Annotated in this window: 15 protein-coding genes; 6 read left to right on the top strand and 9 right to left on the bottom strand. The window is 56.8% G+C overall.

The features are described from left to right. The first annotated feature begins 8 nt into the window (after positions 1-8). Genes JYE50_RS15130 through JYE50_RS15120 form a run of 3 tightly spaced genes read left to right on the top strand, consistent with a single transcriptional unit; the run spans position 9 to position 4,447 of the window. Entirely contained in the window at positions 9-1,034 is a 1,026-nt protein-coding gene (locus tag JYE50_RS15130) for a zinc-binding alcohol dehydrogenase family protein (protein ID WP_084095812.1), read from the top strand. Positions 1,035-1,057: 23 nt separating this feature from the next. Further along, positions 1,058-1,927 carry an amidohydrolase family protein gene (locus JYE50_RS15125; protein WP_084095811.1) on the top strand — a complete coding sequence of 290 codons (870 nt, stop codon included), beginning with the start codon at positions 1,058-1,060 and terminating at the stop codon, positions 1,925-1,927. 57 nt (positions 1,928-1,984) lie between these two features. Further along, positions 1,985-4,447, top strand: a complete 2,463-nt coding sequence (locus tag JYE50_RS15120) for a glycoside hydrolase family 2 TIM barrel-domain containing protein (RefSeq protein ID WP_084095810.1) — start codon at positions 1,985-1,987, stop codon at positions 4,445-4,447. 207 nt (positions 4,448-4,654) lie between these two features. On the opposite strand, the gene JYE50_RS15115 is transcribed toward JYE50_RS15120, so the two are convergent. The 9 genes from JYE50_RS15115 to JYE50_RS15075 all read right to left on the bottom strand — a co-directional run bounded on the left by JYE50_RS15115 (position 4,655) and on the right by JYE50_RS15075 (position 16,018). Next, positions 4,655-5,452, bottom strand: a complete 798-nt coding sequence (locus JYE50_RS15115; protein WP_283399201.1) for a gluconate 5-dehydrogenase — start codon at positions 5,450-5,452, stop codon at positions 4,655-4,657. 16 nt (positions 5,453-5,468) lie between these two features. Next, positions 5,469-6,311 carry a 5-dehydro-4-deoxy-D-glucuronate isomerase gene (gene kduI / locus JYE50_RS15110; protein WP_084095809.1) on the bottom strand — a complete coding sequence of 281 codons (843 nt, stop codon included), beginning with the start codon at positions 6,309-6,311 and terminating at the stop codon, positions 5,469-5,471. 46 nt (positions 6,312-6,357) lie between these two features. Next, on the bottom strand, positions 6,358-8,097 hold the full coding sequence (gene uidA, locus JYE50_RS15105; RefSeq protein ID WP_084095808.1) for a beta-glucuronidase: 1,740 nt from the start codon (positions 8,095-8,097) through the stop codon (positions 6,358-6,360). A gap of 21 nt (positions 8,098-8,118) precedes the next feature. Further along, entirely contained in the window at positions 8,119-9,228 is a 1,110-nt protein-coding gene (locus JYE50_RS15100) for a glycoside hydrolase family 88 protein (RefSeq protein ID WP_084095807.1), read from the bottom strand. Then, on the bottom strand, positions 9,212-11,014 hold the full coding sequence (locus JYE50_RS15095) for a DUF2264 domain-containing protein (protein ID WP_084095806.1): 1,803 nt from the start codon (positions 11,012-11,014) through the stop codon (positions 9,212-9,214). The genes JYE50_RS15100 and JYE50_RS15095 overlap by 17 nt, the downstream gene beginning before the upstream one ends. A 3-nt stretch (positions 11,015-11,017) precedes the next feature. Beyond that, positions 11,018-12,841 (bottom strand): heparinase II/III domain-containing protein, encoded by a 1,824-nt coding sequence (locus JYE50_RS15090; protein ID WP_084095805.1) that lies wholly within the window; start codon positions 12,839-12,841, stop codon positions 11,018-11,020. A gap of 14 nt (positions 12,842-12,855) precedes the next feature. Continuing rightward, a complete protein-coding gene (locus tag JYE50_RS15085; RefSeq protein ID WP_084095804.1) occupies positions 12,856-13,722 on the bottom strand; it encodes a carbohydrate ABC transporter permease in 867 nt (288 codons plus the stop codon). An 18-nt stretch (positions 13,723-13,740) separates the two neighbouring features. Continuing rightward, positions 13,741-14,697, bottom strand: a complete 957-nt coding sequence (locus tag JYE50_RS15080; protein ID WP_084095803.1) for a carbohydrate ABC transporter permease — start codon at positions 14,695-14,697, stop codon at positions 13,741-13,743. An 85-nt stretch (positions 14,698-14,782) separates the two neighbouring features. Continuing rightward, on the bottom strand, positions 14,783-16,018 hold the full coding sequence (locus tag JYE50_RS15075) for an ABC transporter substrate-binding protein (RefSeq protein ID WP_084095802.1): 1,236 nt from the start codon (positions 16,016-16,018) through the stop codon (positions 14,783-14,785). 274 nt (positions 16,019-16,292) lie between these two features. Here JYE50_RS15075 and JYE50_RS15070 point away from each other — a divergent pair, with 274 nt between their 5' ends. The 3 genes from JYE50_RS15070 to JYE50_RS15060 all read left to right on the top strand — a co-directional run bounded on the left by JYE50_RS15070 (position 16,293) and on the right by JYE50_RS15060 (position 19,050). Further along, positions 16,293-17,339, top strand: a complete 1,047-nt coding sequence (locus JYE50_RS15070) for a LacI family DNA-binding transcriptional regulator (RefSeq protein WP_179138319.1) — start codon at positions 16,293-16,295, stop codon at positions 17,337-17,339. 18 nt (positions 17,340-17,357) lie between these two features. Next, entirely contained in the window at positions 17,358-18,143 is a 786-nt protein-coding gene (locus JYE50_RS15065) for a hypothetical protein (RefSeq protein WP_084095800.1), read from the top strand. Positions 18,144-18,339: 196 nt separating this feature from the next. Beyond that, on the top strand, positions 18,340-19,050 hold the full coding sequence (locus JYE50_RS15060) for an MgtC/SapB family protein (RefSeq protein WP_084095799.1): 711 nt from the start codon (positions 18,340-18,342) through the stop codon (positions 19,048-19,050). Positions 19,051-19,116: the final 66 nt, after the last annotated feature.

Here is a 19,116-nt window from a genome sequence, read left to right as displayed (position 1 = left end):
ATTCTTTCATGAAAGCGATCTGCATTACCCAACCCTTTGAAACCGAAATCCGGGATATTCCGATGCCCGTTCCGGAAGCCGGAGAAGCTCTGCTCCGGATCCTTTACTGCGGGATCTGCGGAGCGGATGTGGCCAGTTTCACCGGCAACCAGCCCTTCACCACCTATCCACGGATTCCAGGCCATGAGTTTTCCGCCCAGATTGTTTCCATTCCGGAGAACGACCGGGGCCTGAAGCCCGGGGATCTGGTTACCTGCAACCCGTATTTCAACTGCGGCACATGCTATGCCTGCCGGAAAGGCCGGGTCAATGCCTGCATGGACAACCAGACCATGGGCGTCCAGCGCGACGGTGCTTTCTGTGAATATATCCGCATGCCCCTGGAGAGGATCATTCCCGGCGGCGGGCTCAACGCCCGCCAGCTTGCCCTGATTGAACCCTTTGCCATCAGCCGTCATGCGGTCAGCCGCGGTGATATTCATCCCGGAGACCGGGTGCTGGTGGTCGGTGCCGGACCCATCGGCCTGTTTGCCCTGCTGGCTGCAAAGGCCAAAGGCGCTGAAGTGACTGTCTGCGACCTGTTGCAGGGCCGCCTGGATAAAGCGCTGCACTTTGGTGCGGACCATGTGGTCTGCTCCGGTGCAGCGGATGAATCGGAACAGCTTGCTGCCATCACCGGCGGAAACGGGTTTGATGTATGCGTGGAGGCCTGCGGCCAGTCCATCACCTTCCTGAAATGTATTGAACAGGCCTGCCACGGTGCTTCCGTCATCCTGATCGGCAACGGCAAAAAGGAAACCACTTTTCTCCATTCCATCCTCCTGAAGAAGGAACTGAATGTCTATGGCAGCCGCAACGCCTATACTGCGGATTTTGAGGCTCTGATCAGCCTGGTTTCCTCCGGCGCCGTTCCCGTCACGGATATGATCAGCGCGGAGTACGATTACACGGAGGCTGCCGCCGCCTTTGACGCCCTGTCCCATAACAACGGAAGCCTGGAAAAAGTGCTTCTTCGTTTCTCTGATCCTGCCTGACATCCGGAAGGAGGTTCCGCTCCATGATTGACGCGCATGCCCATCTCTGGCTGGAACAGAGCGGGGTTGTGGACGGCCTGCCCGTATATGCCCTGGGCGGCGGCCGCAGCCAGTTCGGCCGGGAAGTCCGCCAGATGCTGCCTCCCGCAATGACTGACGGTGTCAACAGTGCGGAGCGTTTCCTTTCCCATATGGATTTCTCCCGGGTGGGCGGAGCCGTCATCACCCAGGAGTATATCGACGGTAACCAGGACGCTTACCTCCGCGATATCCGCCGGAAATACCCGGACCGTTTCCGGGTATGCGCCCTGTATGAGGAAAACGGCGTTCCGGACACCGATGGAATGGACGGCATCAAAATCTGCGGAAGCCGTCTGAAAGATCCGGATCTGCTTCACCATTCCGCTGTCTTTGAGGCAGCCGACCGCCGCGGTCTGTTCATTGGGATCGATATGGCGGACGGCAGCCTGCAGACCGGCGCGCTGCGGGAACTGGCCATGGAGCATCCGTCTCTTCGGATCGCCATCGGCCACTTCGGCATGGTCACCCGTCCCGGATGGGAAGAGCAGATCCGCCTGGCCTGCCTTCCGAATGTATTTGTTGAATCCGGCGGGATAACCTGGCTTTTCAATGACGAGTACTATCCCTATCCGTCCGCGGTCCGGGCCATCCTCACCGCCCGGGATATCTGCGGGATGGACAAGCTGATGTGGGGATCGGATTACCCGCGCACCATGACCGCCATCACCTACCGGATGAGCTGGGATTTCATCGATAAATCCACGCTCCTGACAGACGGGGAAAAGAAAGAGTTTTTTCATGAAAATGCCGCGAAATTCTATCGTTTCGGAACACTGCCGGATCTGCCGGTGATTCATCACATGGCAGAATAAAACAAAGATTCAGTCCGGAGTCCCGGGACATTTATATCAAAAATCGGAGGAAATCAGATGAACAGTATCAACCTGGATCGCCAATGGACATTCCGGAAGGGACTGCTGGATTCAATCAGCCAGCTGAAGTCGGATCCGGGAGCCATCGTCAGCCTGCCCCATGACGGTATGATCGGCACTCCTGTCATGCCGGATGCTCCTGCCCGGTCGGATATGGGATACTTCACCGGCGGACTGACCAGCTATACGAAGATGGTGGAGATTCCCCGTGAGTGGAAGGACGGATGTGTCGGCCTGCAGATCGACGGGGCCATGATGAATGCTTCTGTGGAGATCAACGGCTGCAAAGCCGCCGTGCAGCATTACGGATATGCGCCGTTCTATGTGGATCTGACCAGCCTGGCAGAATACGGCGCCGAAAACCGGATTACGATCAATGTCAACACCAGCATGCAGCCCAATTCCCGCTGGTATACCGGTTCCGGACTGTACCGCGGCGTTAAGCTCCTGCACGGTCCGAAGGTCCATCTCGCTCCGGACGGAATCTATGCCTTTACCCGGGAAATCGCGGACGGCATTGCCTTTCTGGAGGTCCGGGCGGAGATCCGGAACGGCGGCAGCACCAACCGCCTTGCGGAGGCTGAGGCGATCCTGACGGATGAAAAAGCAGGCGTGAAAGCCGCCGGCGCAAAACAGGTCATCCAGGTCAACGCCGGAACCTGTGAAACCGCCCGGATCCGTTTTGCCGTGGAAAACCCGAAACTCTGGGACGCCGGGGAGCCAAACCTGTACCGGATCCGGGTGCAGGTACGTGATCTCGGGGAATTCCGCACCCATTTTGAGGCGGATCCTGTCCCGACCATCGATGAAGGCAGCACGCTCTTCGGTATCCGGACCATTACGGCGGATGCCCGGCGTGGATTGCGGATTAACGGAAAGGCCGTCAAACTGAAGGGCGGCTGCGTCCATCATGACAACGGGCTCCTGGGCTCTGTCTCCCTTTATGAAGCCGAAGCCCGGAAGGTAAAGAAGCTGAAAGAACTGGGATTCAATGCCATCCGGACAGCCCATAATCCGCCCTCTGCAGCGCTGGTGGAAGCCTGTGACCGGCTGGGAATGTATATCTTTGACGAGGCGTTTGACGTCTGGGGCATTGCGAAGCGCGGCGGCGATTACAGCCAGTTCTTTGCGGACTGCTGGGAGAAGGACCTGACGGCCTTTGTCCGCCGGGACCGGTCCCATCCCGCTGTGATCCTCTGGTCAACGGGAAATGAAATCCCGGAACGCGGCGGGCTGAACGAAGGTTACCTGTGGGCCGGACGTCTGGCGGATACCATCCGCCGCCTCGACGGTACCCGGCCGGTCAGCAACGGGGTCTGTTCCTTCTGGAGCGGCCTGGATGACAAGCTGGCGGAAGGGCAGAATCAGGCCCAGAACGCGGAAGGCGATGGGAATCTCCTGTGGGAGAACGGAACCGAACCTTTTGTCAACGGCCTGGACATTGTCGGATACAACTATATGGAAGGCTTGTATGAGAAGGATCATGCGCTCTATCCGGACAGAGTGATCCTCGGATCTGAAAACTTTCCAAAGGAGATCGGCTGCCACTGGCCGTTGGTGGAAGCGCTGCCGTATGTGATCGGTGAGTTCACCTGGACCGCCTGGGATTATCTGGGAGAAGCCGGAATCGGCAAAGCGGTCCGCTTTGCCGAAGATGATCCGGGCCTGCAGAAAGGCGCCTGGGCGCTGATGCCTCCGGATGGCTCTCCGTTCCCCTGGCGGACAGCAAACGATGCGGATTTTGATATCACCGGCCGGATGACGCCCCAGGGCGCGTACCGGAGCACGGTATGGGGAAATCCGGAAACCTTCCTGTATACCCGCAATCCGGAAGATTTCGGCCGGCAGGAGCTGATCACTCCCTGGGGCTTCCCGGTCCTGCTTTCCTGCTGGAATTACACCGGCCGGGAGGGAAAGCCCGTGGAGCTGGTTGTTTTTTCCGGAGCGGAGGAAGTCGAGCTCCTCGTGAACGGGGAAAACATCGGCCGCAAACCTGTTTCCCGGGACGGAGAAATGCCGGGCAGCGTCTGCTTTGAGACTGTATACCGTCCGGGCCGCGTGGAGGCCATCAGCTATACCGGCAGTGCGGAAGTCAGCCGGGCTGTGCTGGAAACCACAGGTGCCCCGGCGCGGATCCGCCTGCTCCCCGAAAAGGAGCAGATGCAGGCGGACGGACACGACCTGATTTATGTAAACATTCAGATCGAGGATGCGCAAGGCCGTGTGGTGCCCAACGCGGAAATCCATCTCTCCGCGGAAGCCGCGGGTTCGGGATGGCTCGCCGCTTTCGGCACCGGCAATCCGGTCACAGCCGAAAACTATACAGATGGAAACACCGTAAGCTGGCGCGGCCGCGCCCAGGCGGTGCTCCGTGCCGGATATGACCCCGGCAGCCTTTCACTCACGGTTTCGGCAGACGGCCTGGCGGCGGAAACCGTCCGGCTGGATGTAACCCTGTAAATCGGCCGTCCATCGGTTCCTGAATTGCAAAGCCCGGAGGCTCCTGAAAAAGAGCCGCCGGGCTTTTTTACGGTCCGGAATTGAGCCGGTACGGTATCAAACTGGAAAAAGGCAACTGAATCCGCTTATAAATTCTGTATTGGAACAGCCAAAGGTTTGTTGAGAATCAGAAACCCCGGTCAGCTTCCGCTGACCGGGGTTTCAGCATCACGGCTGTTTTCCGATATAGGCCAGGATTCCACCGTCCACATAAAGGATATGACCGTTCACAAAATTACTGGCATCAGAAGCCAGGAATACCGCCGGGCCCTGCAGGTCCTCCGGCGTTCCCCAGCGGGCTGCAGGTGTCTTGGCAATGATAAACTGATCAAAGGGATGACGGCTGCCGTCCGGCTGTTTTTCACGCAGAGGAGCAGTCTGGGGTGTCGCAATATAGCCGGGTCCGATTCCGTTGCACTGGATATTATGTTCCCCGTACTCGGAACAGATATTCCGGGTCAGCATTTTCAGTCCGCCCTTTGCTGCCGCATAGGCAGATACGGTTTCCCGGCCCAGTTCGCTCATCATGCTGCAGATATTGATGATTTTTCCGTGCCCTTTGCGGATCATGGACGGAATCACAGCCTTGGCGCAGATAAACGGTGCGTTCAGGTCCACATCAACCACCTTCCGGAATTCCTCCGCGCTCATCTCAATCATGGGAATCCGGCGGATGATGCCGGCGTTGTTCACCAGGATATCGATCACACCGATCTCCGCTTCAATCTGCTTCACCAGTGCCTGGACCGCTTCTTCGCAGGTGACGTCGCACACATATCCTTTTGCGTCAATTCCCTTTTCCGCATAGGCCTTCAGTCCCCGGTCCACCAGTTCCTGGCTGATGTCGTTGAATACAATGGAAGCACCTGCCGCGGCATATGCCTCCGCAATGGCAAACCCGATTCCGTAGCTGGCGCCTGTAATCCAGGCGATTTTCCCCTTCAGGCTGAAGCTGTTCATATCCATACGCCTGTTTCCTCCCTTATCTCAGTTCAGTGGTAGGAATGTTATCCATATCATCAAAAGCCTGGTTCTCTCCGCCCATCGCCCAGATAAATGTATAGTTGCTGGTACCGGCGCCTGCGTGTATGGACCAGGAGGGCGAGATGACCGCCTGCTCATTCTGCATCACGATGTGCCGGGTTTCCTGTCCTTCACCCATCATGTGGAATACCACATTGTCCTTCGGCACCTCAAAGTAGAAATACACTTCCATCCGGCGTTCATGGGTGTGGGCAGGCATTGTGTTCCATACACTGCCGGTTTCCAGCACCGTCATACCCATGCTCAGCTGACAGGTTTTCAGCACCGAAGGATGGATAAACTGATTGATTACCCGTTTGTTGCTGGTCGCCGCGTCGCCGCAGGGTTTCTTGGCCGCATCAGCGATCCTGATCAGCCGGTTCTCATAACTGCAGTGTGCCGGAGCAGACACGATATAAAACTTTGCAGGTTCCGCAGTGTCCGCGCTCTCGAAATACACTTCCTTCGCGCCCCGGGTCAGATACAGGCAGTCCTTGTAGCCCATCTCATATACCGTTCCGTCCGCGATCACCCTTCCGGAACCGCCCACATTAAACATGCCGCATTCCCTGCGTTCCAGGAAGTATTCCGTACCGAAGTTGTGCCAGACGTCTATTCCCTTGTCGATGGAAACCTTCTCTTTCACCGGCATCACACCCAGTGTCACCATCCGGTCCACATGACTGTAAACCGCTGTCACCTGATCCGCCTCAAACAGTTTTTCGATCAGGAACTCCTTCCGGATCTCATCAGTGGTGTAACGTTTAAAATCCTTTTGATTGCAGCTGTACCGGATATCCATGTCCTATTCCTCCGTTTTCTGTTTATTGGTTTTCGGTTCCTATCCGTCAGAATGTTTTCCATCTTTCCCTGAACCAGTGCGCAGCCATTTTCGGCCTCCGGTCCCGGGTAAACAGGCCCTTCCTGTTTCCGCCCACGCGCATGGGCCCCTGGCATGTGGCAAAGTCCGCGAAGTTCCAGGGCATCTCCCCGATCACGAAATCCCGTTCATCCAGGCATTCGCTCATAGCTTCATAATACGCCACCTGGTATTCTTCCGTAAACATTTCCGCCACAGCGCCGTGAAGTCCGGCGATCGTATCCGCGCCGTATTCGGAGAGAATAAGCGGTTTTTGCTGTTTTGCCCACCAGTCCAGTTCAATCCGGAACGCGTATTTCGCCGCTTCCAGGTCTCCCGACAGATTATACCACCCGTAGTACCGGTTAATCAGCACCACATCCATGGATTTGATAACTTTTTCCCGCTCATACCGGTTCTGGCAGCCCACAACCGTAACCGGCCTGTCCTGCGGGTCCAGCCTGTGGGCGGCTTCATACAGGGAATGCCAGTATTCATACGCCTTATCGGGCAGTGTATCCGTATCCGGTTCGTTTCCCAGGCTCCACATCACTACGCAGGGATGATTTCTGTCCCGGGCAATCATGTCCGCCAGTACCTGCAGATGATAATCCGCCAGGTTCCAGCCGTACTGTTCGCTCGCCCACATGCCCACCGCGGGAGTTTCATCCACGATCACGATGCCTTCCCGGTCACACAGCTGGTACATTTCTTCCGCATAGGGATAATGACTGGTCCGGAAACAGTTGGCATTCAGCCAGTGATAGAGGTTGATGTCCGTTACATTCAGGCAGGGATCTGTTCCCCGTCCGTGAAAAGGGCTGTCCTCATGCTTGCACGGGCCATGGAAGCGGAAGGGTTTCCCGTTGATCAGGAAGCGGGTTCCTTCCACCCGTACCTCCCGGATGCCAAAGGCCTGCTCATACAGGTCCTCACCATAGGTGATCCTGGCAGTATACAGGTATGGTATCCCCGGCCAGGGTTCCCACAGGCAGGGCTGTGAAATATGCAGAGTTCCTTCCCGGCCCTCTCCCTGCGCAGCACATCGTTCCTCCGCATCCAGGATTTCTACGCGGATCGTATCTTCCGGTCCGGCAGTTTCCACACTGTACCGCACATCGCCATTCAGGGAGGGCACCAGCGTAATGTCCCGGATGAATGACCGTGGTGTCGCGATAAGCCTTACCGGCCGCTGGATGCCGGTGTAATTGAAAAAGTCAAAAGCCGGACGATTGACTCCCCGCTCCTCCTGCAGTTTTTTACCAGCTTCCACAGCCGGTATGCCCGGGTTGTCGGATCCGAAAAAAGCTGTCTCACCCTCTGTGCCGATTGGCAGGGTGTTATGGTTGATCCTGTTGTCCGTTTCCACTGTCAGTTCGGCGGTTTCACCTGCTTCCATCAGGCCGTTCAGTTCCACCTCAAACGGCAGGAATCCTCCCCGGTGTGCCGCAATCTCCCGCCCGTTCAGCATAATCCGTGCACTGTGCGCCACAGCGTCAAAGCGAAGGCAGAAACGGAATCCCTTCCAGGCTGCGGGAACAGTGATCTTCCGGCGGTATTCCGTTATTCCGGCATAGTTTCGGAATCTGGGATCCGGATTCTGGTCATTATAGGAGGCAGGCACCGCTATCGGCTGCCAGCTCTCGTCTTCCTGAAAGCGGAAATCCCATATGCCGCCCAGATCTGTCATCATCCGTGACGCGTTATTCTGCGGATACAGAGTGCTCATTTTTTCTCCGTCCTTTCGGTTTCAGCTCCACAGCTCCGGGTCTTTACCGCAGAGCTTCATCAGTGCCTCCACCAGGAAATAGTCGCCGTACACAATGTTTGTATTCCGTCCGGCACCGTCATCATGGTAGCTTGCCGTGCAGCGTGTGAGGATGCCGCAGCGTCCCTTTCCCCAGTCCGCGCAGTGCTCCAGCATCCCGTCAACCAGCCGTTCCGCCTGGTGCCGCCAGGTATCTTCGCCGGTCTGTGCTGCCAGCTCCTGCAATCCGCAGGCTGCGATCGCACCGGCAATGTTGTCAATCCGTTCATCTTCCGGAGGCTGGCAGAAGTCACAGTCCGTAAGGCCGTCCTCCCGGATATGCGCCGTGAAATTCCCGGCGATTCTCTTCGCCGCTTCCGTATACTTTTCTTCCCTCAGGTGCCGCCCGGCCAGGGCAAATCCATACAGGCCCCATGCCTGTCCTCTGCTCCACTGGCTGCCCAGGGCATAACCCTGCCCGGCGTGTTCCCGGATTCTTTTTCCGCTTTCCGGGTCAAATTCGATGATATGGCTTACCGATCCGTCTTCCCGCAGGAATTCCCGCAGGGTTGTATCTGCATGGATCCCGGCTGTCTGCCTGAACCGCGGATCATCCGTGTCCCGGCTGGCGCGGTATAACAGGTTCAGGTTCATCATGCAGTCAATGATGGCATATCCTTTGCGGTCGGGCTCATTCCACGCCCGGATGAATCCCGCCGGGTTAAAGCGGCCCATCAGCAGGGAAGCCGCATGAAGCGTATCCGTTTCCGCCTGCGGGTCTCCCGTCAGTTTGGCGTCTGCTCCGCAGGACAGCAGGTACATGAATCCCACGTCATGATTCAGCAGCCGGAAGGAGCGGAACTCCTCCGTCAGCAGCTTTTCAGCCCGGCGCGCTTCCTGCCGGAAGAAACCGTCTCCCGTCAGCACCCACAGCTGCCACATCAGCCCCGGCCAGAATCCGCCCGTCCACCAGCTGTTTCCGTCATAGGGACTGGTGATCCATTTCCCGTCTGCACTCTGGTAGGGAATGATCCCTGCTTCAGCAGCTGTTTCCGCGGTTCTCCTGTATTTTCCGGCGATCCGGCTCAGTGCTTCTTCATAACGATCCTGCAAGTTTCTTTACCTCCTCGGGTATTCTGTCCGGCAGATTGTTCCCGGAATCTGCGTACACCGCGCACAGAAGTATATGCTCTCCCGGCTCCAGCCGGCTGTGCAGTGTCGGCAGCACACACCTCGGTTCCATCAGGTTTGTATTGGGTTCGGTCGCGATAACCTCCCCGCTGGTATAGCCTTTCAGGGCACAGATCACGCTCGTTCCCCGTTCGCCGGCAGCAGCCGCGCGGCATTCATTCGCTTCAGTTTGCGTGCAGACCCGGTCACAGGGTCTTGCTCCCGCCCAATCCCTCGGAATGGAAAACGCGCCTTCCGCCGCCTCCAGAGGCACGGTTGTCCGGATCACGTGCTTCCTGACGTGCCACATCCCCTTCGGGGCAATCACCGTATCAATCGTTACCCCGTTCATCGGGCTCCAGGTGAAGGATACCCGGTCTTCCGCCAGCCGGTACTGAGTACAGCCGCTGCGTACATGCCACAGATCCCGGCCTACAGCCCGCACCGCCAGCATGCTGTCATACGCGCCCCGGTTCAGTGCGGAATCCTCCTTGGCCACAGAGAATGCGAACTGAGTTGAATAAGCGAACTTTTCGTATTTCTCATCCTCGTGCATGTGTTCCCAGGCATGGTTGCCCGCCGTATAAGCCACTACCTGCCGGTTCTCCGGATCGCGGGTCAGCAGCAGCCGGACCTGTTCGTCCAGGAAGCTTTCCGGCGGCATGTACTCTTTTTCTTCCGCCTGCCAGAAGGGATGATCCTCCGGCATTGCCAGGATCCAGAAGGTTTTCAGTCCCCAGTAGGGGGATCCCTGCGCGTTGTAGCCTTCCGCAGCGCACAGGTTCGGATATCCGTATCCCACGGTCAGTGCGCCGCCCCGGTCAAAGATCGGCCGGTTCAGCCAGAACCGCAGGTTGTTCAGCAGCAGGTGTTTCATCTGTCCGATGTCCGGCGCATTGCATTCCACGCCGGCAAACGTTGCCGCCGCCCAGAAAGAACTCTGGCAGAAACGGTAGGTCAGGCTGCGCCCGTAAGGCAGGCCCCTTCCCTCCTTGTCAAACCAGCAGGCAAAGCGCGGTGCGATCAGTGCAGCCCTTTCCCGGATCCTCCGGCATCTTTCGGGTTCGTTTCCTTCCATAACCGCGGCATACAGCAGGCTGTAAAAATGGAAACCCCACAGCGTGTAATAGTCCCGTTTGGTCGGATAGTCAAAATACCAGCCGTCCGCTGTATAATGGCTTTCCATCATGTCCATGTCTTCCTGCATCCGGACTTCATCCACCGGCAGTCCGTTTTTCAGGAAGCCGATGTTCACCAGGATCCGGAAAAACCGCCAGTTGTTTTTCGGCATGTCATACAGGTTGATCTGATTCAGCCAGTCATACAGATGCTGCCGCTGTCTTTCGTTCAGCGGGTGCCAGAAGGATTCGGGCACAAAGCACAAGCCGCATCCGATGACCGCCATTTCCACCATTCGCTGATCATAGTCACGGATGTCTCCCCAATACTCCTCATGTTCCGGATCCGTTCCATGGATCATTCCTTCCTGCCACAGCGGCCAGAGGGCTTCGGCTTCCGGGCACCTGCCCATCAGCATCGGAACCAGTGCCCACAGTGCCCGGCTCCAGCATTCCATACCGGATACGTCTTCAGCGTAATGGGCGGATCCGTTTCCGACATAGATGCGGGCTTTCCCCGGCGTCATGCAGGATGTCAGGGGCTGCAGGATTGCCGCTGCCGCCCTCACGAGGTCCTGCCGCGTACGCAGGGATCCGGTCATACCGCTCATTCTTTATGCCTCCCGATCTGCTTTCACAAACTCAAATATCATTCGGAAGCGATCCAGTTTACCGCTTTTCAGCCTGACCCGCCACAGGCTTCCCTGCCAGCTGCGGGCCATACGCGGATCTTCCACCGGTTTCTCCTCCGCGGTAAATGCCAGTTCCTCCGGGCAGCGGATCATCAGGTTTCCGGCCCTGATCCGCCCGTTTTCCCACACAGGCTTCCGGCGCAGCAGGAATATCCATGTGATCTCCTGCCCGTTCTGAAGGGTCCCTTCATCCGTCAGCCGCAATCCCTTCTCCGCCAGTGAAAAGCTGCGTTTCAGTTCCCGGATCCCGGCTGTCTCGTCATAAGCAGCTTCCAGGTTCATTTCCAGCCCGTCCGGTGTCATGTGCACCTTCTGTGCCGCATGCTCTGAGCCTTCCCGTTGTTCATGCCCGCCGATGATCGGCAGGTTGTGCCATTCTGCCCTGACGTTCCACAGTGTATATCGCTCCGCCGAGAAGGTTTTGGCGGTATAGACCATATTGCCCGCATCCACAACCGCCGGTTCCCCTTCCAGGAACAGGATAAATGAGCCGGTATCATTATGGTTGTGGCTTTCACCGTTGTGTCCGCCCTTACAGGCGAGCGTCCAGCCGCCGCGGCGGATCATCCGCAGCTGCAGATCCGGCAAATACAGATCCCCGGCATTCAGGAATTCCGGTTTCGGTTCCCCTGCCGGCGCGTGAAAAATCAGATCAAGGGCCCGTGTCAGGTGCGGTACATCATTCAGCTGATCCGCAACGGTTCCCCGCATCCGCGTCCCCAGCGCGGTCAGGGCTGGATCATTCAGCATCCGTCCTGCTGTTTCCATCCGTTCTCCGCTGATGAACGGGCGTGCGTCGCAGTCTGCGAAGTTGGCAAACCATCCGTTTCCCATCTCCACCGTCAGCGGGAATCGCAGGATATTCCGGATCTTTTCATTATCCCGGAAGGTCATCCGGCCTCCCGTAACAGTTTCCAGCAGTATCAGGCAGTCCAGCAGCGCGCCGCCTGCCATATTCCAGTAGCCCGCGCCCTCGTCGCATCCGCCGTCATCCGGCAGGATCGCGATATACCGGTCCAGCATTTCACATGCGCGGGTCAGCAAAACCGCAAGCTCCCCTGCAGGCATCGGGTCCAGCGCCGCGCACACCATAATGTTGGACAGGATCCATGGTGTCCAGTTGTTCAGGTCTTTCCGTCGGATCCCCATCCACCAGAAATCATCCGTCTTCATAAACGGGCGCAGGATCCGCCTTCTGATCTCTTCTGTGATCCGTTTCCGGATCATTGGGGAAACCGCGTCCAGCCGCTGCCCCAGCAGAGAAGCTGTCAAAGCCAGGATCATCCCGGTCTGGGCACTGAACAGATCAATATAAGGCTTTCTGACGTCCGGCAGCGGATACTCCGCAGCCTTCGGCGCTCCCGGAATCGGATTCACGTTATGCGCGCTGATCACCCAGCTGCTTTCTTCACACAGGAGCCAGATTCCGTCCACAACGTCATCCGTTTCCGCATCCGGAAACACGCAGCAGTTCAGTATCGAGGCACACAGCTTCCGCCGGCGGGTGAAGTAGCCCTTTTCATCCGCCTGCCGGTCACCGTTCCGGACAAAGGCCAGGAATCCTGTCGCGGTACGCAGCGGATAAGGTGCCGCCGCGTATTCCTCCGCCATTTTCCGGATCTCCTGCCTGTATACTTCCGGGATTTTCTCCCATGCCTGCCGGTTTTCAGCCGGCGGATACAGCTTGCGCGTTCCGCCCTTCAGCAGTTCGCGCATCGGATGCTCCCGCAAGAAAGCTGTCAGCATTTTCTCCTCCCGGGTCAGCCCTTCAGTCCTGATGTGGCGATCCCTTCAATGAAATACCGCTGCAGGCACAGGAAAACCACCGATACCGGCAGCAGCGAGCACAGTGAAGCCGCCATGATCAGGTGATAATCACTGGAGTTTTCCTGGATAAAGCGCCGCAGACCCACCTGCACGGTTTTGTTGATGTCCCGGGTCAGGTAAATCATCGGCCCCATGTAGTCGTTCCAGGTATTCACAAACGTGAAAATAACCAGCGTCGCGATAGCCGCCTTGGAAAGCGGCAGCATAATCCGCGCCCAGATACCGTATTCGCTCAGTCCGTCCAGCCGTGCCGCCTCGCACAGTTCAGTGGGGATGGAGCGGTAGAACTGCCGCATCAGGAATACGCCGAACGCGGAGAATGCCTGCAGCACAACCATAGCCCACAGTGTATCATACAATCCTATGGACCGCATCATAATAAACTGGGGCAGCATATAGGCCTGCCACGGTACCGCGATCGTGCCGATATAGCAGAGAAACAGTACATCCCTCCCGCGGAAATTCAGCTTCGCGAACGCGTAAGCCGCGAAGGAGGATGTCAGCGTCTGGAGAAGGGTAACCACAATGGCGATAAACGCCGTGTTTTTGAAATAGGTCACCAGCGGCACCTTCTGCCAGATCAGGGAGTAGTTTTCCCAGTGGAAGTTCTCAGGAATCCAGCGCATCGGGAAAGCAAACACTTCCCGGTCAAGCTTCAGCGAGGAGGAGATCATCCACACAAAGGGAATCAGTGTAAATACAGTCAGCAGAATCAGCAGGATCCAGAGAATGCTTCTCAGGATTCTGTGCAGGGCCGGGTTTTCCTTCCGGATTCCCCTGCTGTGAACAGCCGTTTCCATGATTTATCTCCTCCTTTCTCAGTCGTTTGAGAATTTCTTCTCTGAACCGAACTGGATAATCGTCACCAGCAGCACGATCACCAGCAGCACCATGGAGATCGCGCTGGCCTGTCCATAACGGACTTTGATGAACGCCTCATCGTAGATATAGGTGACCAGCATCTTGGTGGCTCTCCCGGGTCCGCCGTCTGTCATGATAGCTACCACATCATAAATCTTGAAGCAGGAGATCACCATCATCACGGAAACAAAGAAAGTGGTGGGCTTCAGCTGCGGCAGCGTCACATGCCAGAACTGCTGCCACTTGTTTGCGCCGTCCACCGTGGCTGCTTCCATCAGCTCCCGCGGAATCCCCTGCAGGGCGGCCAGGTAAAGAACCATATAGTAGCCCATGTTCCGCCAGACGCTCACCAGGATGATGGACCAGATGGCCATCGTGCTGTCTGCAGTCCATCCTTTGTTGAAGTTGATCCCCATTGCCATGATGATCTGGTTCACAGGGCCGTCCTTCATCAGCATGAAGGACCAGCAGACGCAGATTGCCACCATCGATGAAACATAGGGAAAGAAGAAAACCGTCCGGAAGAATACCGCACCCCTGATCTTATTCAGCAACAGGGCCAGTGCCAGTGCGCAGACAATCGTCAGCGGCACGGTGACCACGGTGTAATACACCGTGTTTTTCAGTGCGATGCCCAGGTCTGCGCGGTTGAAGAAGTAGCTGATTCCCTTCTCCGCGACCTTTTTCGCGGCGAAGATCGTGGCATAATTGTCCAATCCGACAAACTTCAGTTTGGAGATATCTCCGCCGTTCCACTCAAACAGTGACAGGGCTATGGCGCAGATCACCGGCACCAGCGTAAAGACTGCAAAACCGATAAAGTTGGGCGCCAGGAAAGAATATGCCACCAGCGTATTCTTCCTTTCCATCCTGCCCATCCTGTACCGGGCTTTTCTCACTTCCGACTGGCTCATGTATCATCTTTTCCTTTCCCGTGTTCTGAAAAAAGCAGGGAAGGCAAGCAGCCTTCCCTGCCTGGGGGTTATATCTGATCAGGGATTATTCGAACAGTTCAGCCACGCGCTCATTCATCTCTTCAACGCCCTCTTCGGGGGTGATTTCACGGGCCATGATCATGCTGTGTTCTTCATTCACGATCGTCTTGATATCAGCGACTTTCTCAGCCACCGGCCATTCCATAGCCACGGCAGCGGGCAGCAGCGCAGCCTTGCTGGTTTCGTCAGCCGGGAATCCCGCGACGGAAGACATGCTGGCAGCCACTTCTTCGGAAACCCAGGCGGGACGTGCGCCGACAGAAGCTGTAGCCTTGGCGCCTTCCTCGCCGCCCAGCCAGGAGATGTACTCCCAGGCCAGATCCTTCTTCTCGGACTTCGCGTTGATCATCGCGCCGGTCAGGTTGCCGAAGGAAGAACCCGCGGCCACGCCTTCCGCGTGCGGAACAGCGGTGATGCCCCAGTTGAAGTTGCAGGTACCGTCATTGTTGTAGCCGATCAGCGTGGAAACATACCAGTAGCCCATGGGCATCATGGCAATATTTCCGTTGGCGAAAGCAGCGGAGTAGTGCAGGCCGGAAGCCTTCAGGTCAGCAAAGCTCATGCAGGCGCCGTAGTCTTCCAGATCCTGGTACAGCTTGTAGAAGTAAAGCAGGTCATCATAATTCTTGTCGGCAAGCGTATTCACGCCGTCGCACACCGCCCAGTTCGCCACGGCGGACAGCCAGGTGTGATAATGGGTTCCGTAGATGCCCTTGTCCTTGTCGGTCATCTTCTTGGCCAGCTCAGCATACTGATCCCAGGTCATATCATTGGTGGGCAGCTCTACACCGGCAGCCTCAAACAGATCCTTGTTGTAGAACAGCACCCAGAAGTCGCTGCGGAACGGGATGGCATACTGCACGCCGTCCACGGCATAGTTCTTTTCGGTTCCCACGAATCCGGACATGTCATAGCCGGTGGTGTCCAGCGGGGCCGCGAAGCCCTGGGCCTGCCAGTTGATCAGGTTGTCAATCTCCTTGATCATGAACACATCGCTCGTGTCTCCGCCTTCCAGCATGGTGGTGGTCTTCACAGCGTAGTCCTGGGAAGCGACATCCACATACTCAATGGTAACGCCGGGATGGGATTCTTCAAAAGCTGTCTTTTGGGCATCCAGATAGGGGGTAGTGGTGGCATCCCAGGTCACCACGGTCAGCACCTGGTCTTCGGCCAGGGCGGGCACCGCCAGCAGTGAAAGCATCATCATCGCAGCCAGCAGCACAGACAGGATCTTCTTCATGTATGGTTCCTCCTCTATAGCATTTGTCCGGGAAATGTTACCGGTTACACGACGGAAGGTTCATAAATAGCATGTTCCTGTGCCGTATTGCCGCATCTTTCCCTGTATTTGTCTTTATTCTATTGTTTGCCGCCCTTTTTGTCAAGCATTTCTCCAAAAGTTTTTCTTCGAAACGCTGACAAAAATAATGTTATCGGTAACATTTTCTCTTGTTTTTTTCATTCCGCCGTGCTATAGTATCCGCAGAAAAAGGCACGTCAGGAGAGATACTGCCATGAACCGAAAAGCCACGATCTATGATATTGCCCGGGAAGCCGGTGTTTCCACTGCCACTGTTACCCGCGTTGTCCGCCGGGATCCCCATGTAAAGGAAGCAACCCGTCTGAAGGTGCAGCAGATCATCGACGCCCATGCTTATACACCCAGCGTCTCCGCCCAGAACCTGGAGGGCGGCGGCAGCCGTACCCTGGCCGTGGTGCTTCCCGTGGTGTCCAACCTGTATTTCAACCGGATCTTTGATGCGGCTTACTGGGAGGCCGAAAAAAACGGATGCAGTGTCCGTCTCTTCCAGACCATGGAAAACCAGGCTATTTCTCCTGAAATTGTCAGTGAACTGCTCCGCTGCCGCATGGACGGCGTTCTCTTTGCGGGAAGCATCTGGTCCGCGGACCGGGATGACCTGAACAGCGCCCTGCAGAAGCTCGGCCGCTATATGCCGGTTGCGACCATCTGCCCTGATGATGTTTCATTGGAATGCATCTGCATCCAGAGCGATCTGGTCAACTGTTCCCGGCTTCCCATCCGTCATCTTCACACGCTGGGCCACCGGCGCATTGCCTTTCTGGGCGGTTCCATGCACAGCCGGGACACCTCCCGCCGGGGTGTGGGCTTCCTGGAGCAGCTTCGTCTGATGGATCTTCCGGACGATCCCGCCTATCATGTGGACGCCGGTTATGATATGGAAAGCGGCGAACGCGCTGTCCTACGGATGCTCTCCGGTCTCGATCGCAGCCGCTGGCCAAGCGCCATCGTAACCTTCAACGACCTGGTGGCTCTCGGCGTTATGAAACAGCTGAAAAAAATGGGGCTGAAGCTTCCCGATGATATGGCGATCATCGGCTGTGACAATCAGTTCTTCTGTGCCTATACGGATCCTTCCCTGACCTCGGTGGATCTTCACCCGGAGGAAATGGCCCGGAGCGCTGTACGGGAACTGCTGCTCGCCCGTGAATCCACTTCCAGTTCCTTTGCCATGGTTCGGGAAGCCACGCTCGTTGTCCGTGAAAGCTGCGGCGCGCAGCTGGGGTTCCGCAAACTGTAATTCCGGAGGAAAAAAGAAATGATTACGATTCTCGTTCAGGCTGCTGACGGCACAATCCTCGCTTCCTCTGAGCATCCGGAGGAAGCCTTCCTCTCCGTGGACCGTGTTTATCAGCCCGGCGATATCATCCGCATCGCCGGCGGCAGGCATCTGAGGGTACAGATGGATCAGGCGCTTCCTTCCGGGGAAGTCTGGCTTCCTGATGGAAAGATGACCTGGCCCGTTCCCTCCGGAGAGCACCGTCTGGCATACGCCCCGGGGCTCTTCGAAGCACCCCGGCATATCATTACCGCATCCTCAGTCCCGGATGATACGCTCCGGCTGGTTCGGAATGTTGCCTGCAATCCTGCCGATCTGCGGGGCGATACTGATTTCTACCCTCATTGCACCGCCAATGTGGAAACCCGGAATGAAGCCTGTTTCTGCGCCCGTAACGTCATTGACGGACTCCGTCTGAATACGTTCCATGGAGAATGGCCGTTCCAGAGCTGGGGGATCGGCGCCCGGGAGGACGCCTGGTGCCTGCTGGATCTCGGCCGCCCGGTCATCGCGGAAAAAATGGCGCTGACCCTTCGGGCGGATTTTCCGCATGACGCTTACTGGACCGCAGGCCATGTGGTTCTGTCAGACGGAAGCGATCTGTCCTTTACCCTGCAGAAAACCGGCGACCGCCAGTGGGTTGACCTGGGAAAGCGAACCGTCCGCTGGCTTCGTCTGGAACGGCTGATCAAGAGCGACGATCCTTCCGCCTTCCCTGCCCTGACACAGCTTGAGCTTTACGGTTCAGAGGCGCACGAACCATAAGCCCTTCGTTCCGCCTGTAAGCTCATTGCCGCCACCGGGTTCGGGCAATCGCAAATTTGCCAAAAACAGGAAATCCGGCTGCAAAAACAGCCGGTTTTTATTGCCCGGAAGCCGCCTGGTGTGGTAATATGTTATATCATAAACAGACAATTCAATCCGTCTGTATATCTTGTTTTGAAGCAACCGGAGGTATGTTATGGTTCTTGACTGGGTAACTTTTGGAGAGCCGCTCACTTTCTGGCAAATGGTTCTCAGAATCGTGGCCGCGGTCATCTTCGGAGCCATTATCGGCGTTGAGCGGGAAATGAAAAACAGGCCGGCAGGCATGCGGACCCATGTGCTGGTCTGCCTGGGCGCTGCCCTCATCGGTCTGGTGGAACAGCAGACCATCGCCCATGTGGTGGCGCTTGGCTCATCTCATATCAGTGTCAGCGTAGGCCGTCTGACAGCGCAGATTGTATCGGGCGTCGGTTTCCTGGGCGCCGGAACGATCATCATCGCCGACCGCCGGATCTCCGGCCTGACCACCGCGGCATCCCTGTGGTGCGCTGCCTGCCTGGGTCTGGCTGTTGGCTCCGGATTCACCACCATGGCGCTGGTGGCCTGCCTGTTGGTCATGGGCGTGCTGAAGATGATGCAGCAGATCGTGCACGTGAATACCTACAAGCGGCTTGAAATCCAGTTTATCCACCGGAACGAGACGCTGAAATACATCCGGGATACGTTTGAACGGATGGAAGTCAAGATTCTTGACCAGGATTTCCATGCGGACAACACACAGGACGGACAGAACATCTATACGAACGTCTACACGCTGTCCATGCCCGGCAAGACTGAATACCAGGATCTGATTACCATTCTTTCCGAGCATCCGAACATCAGGACTGTCAGGACCCGGAACGTGTAAGCAAAAACCGGAAGCATATGCTCTTCATTTCAGAATATGAATTCGTCCTGCATTGACCTGAAATTT

The organism is Aristaeella lactis (assembly GCF_018118585.1).
Taxonomy (GTDB): domain Bacteria; phylum Bacillota; class Clostridia; order Christensenellales; family Aristaeellaceae; genus Aristaeella; species Aristaeella lactis.
This window is presented reverse-complemented; position numbering and strand designations above follow the sequence as displayed.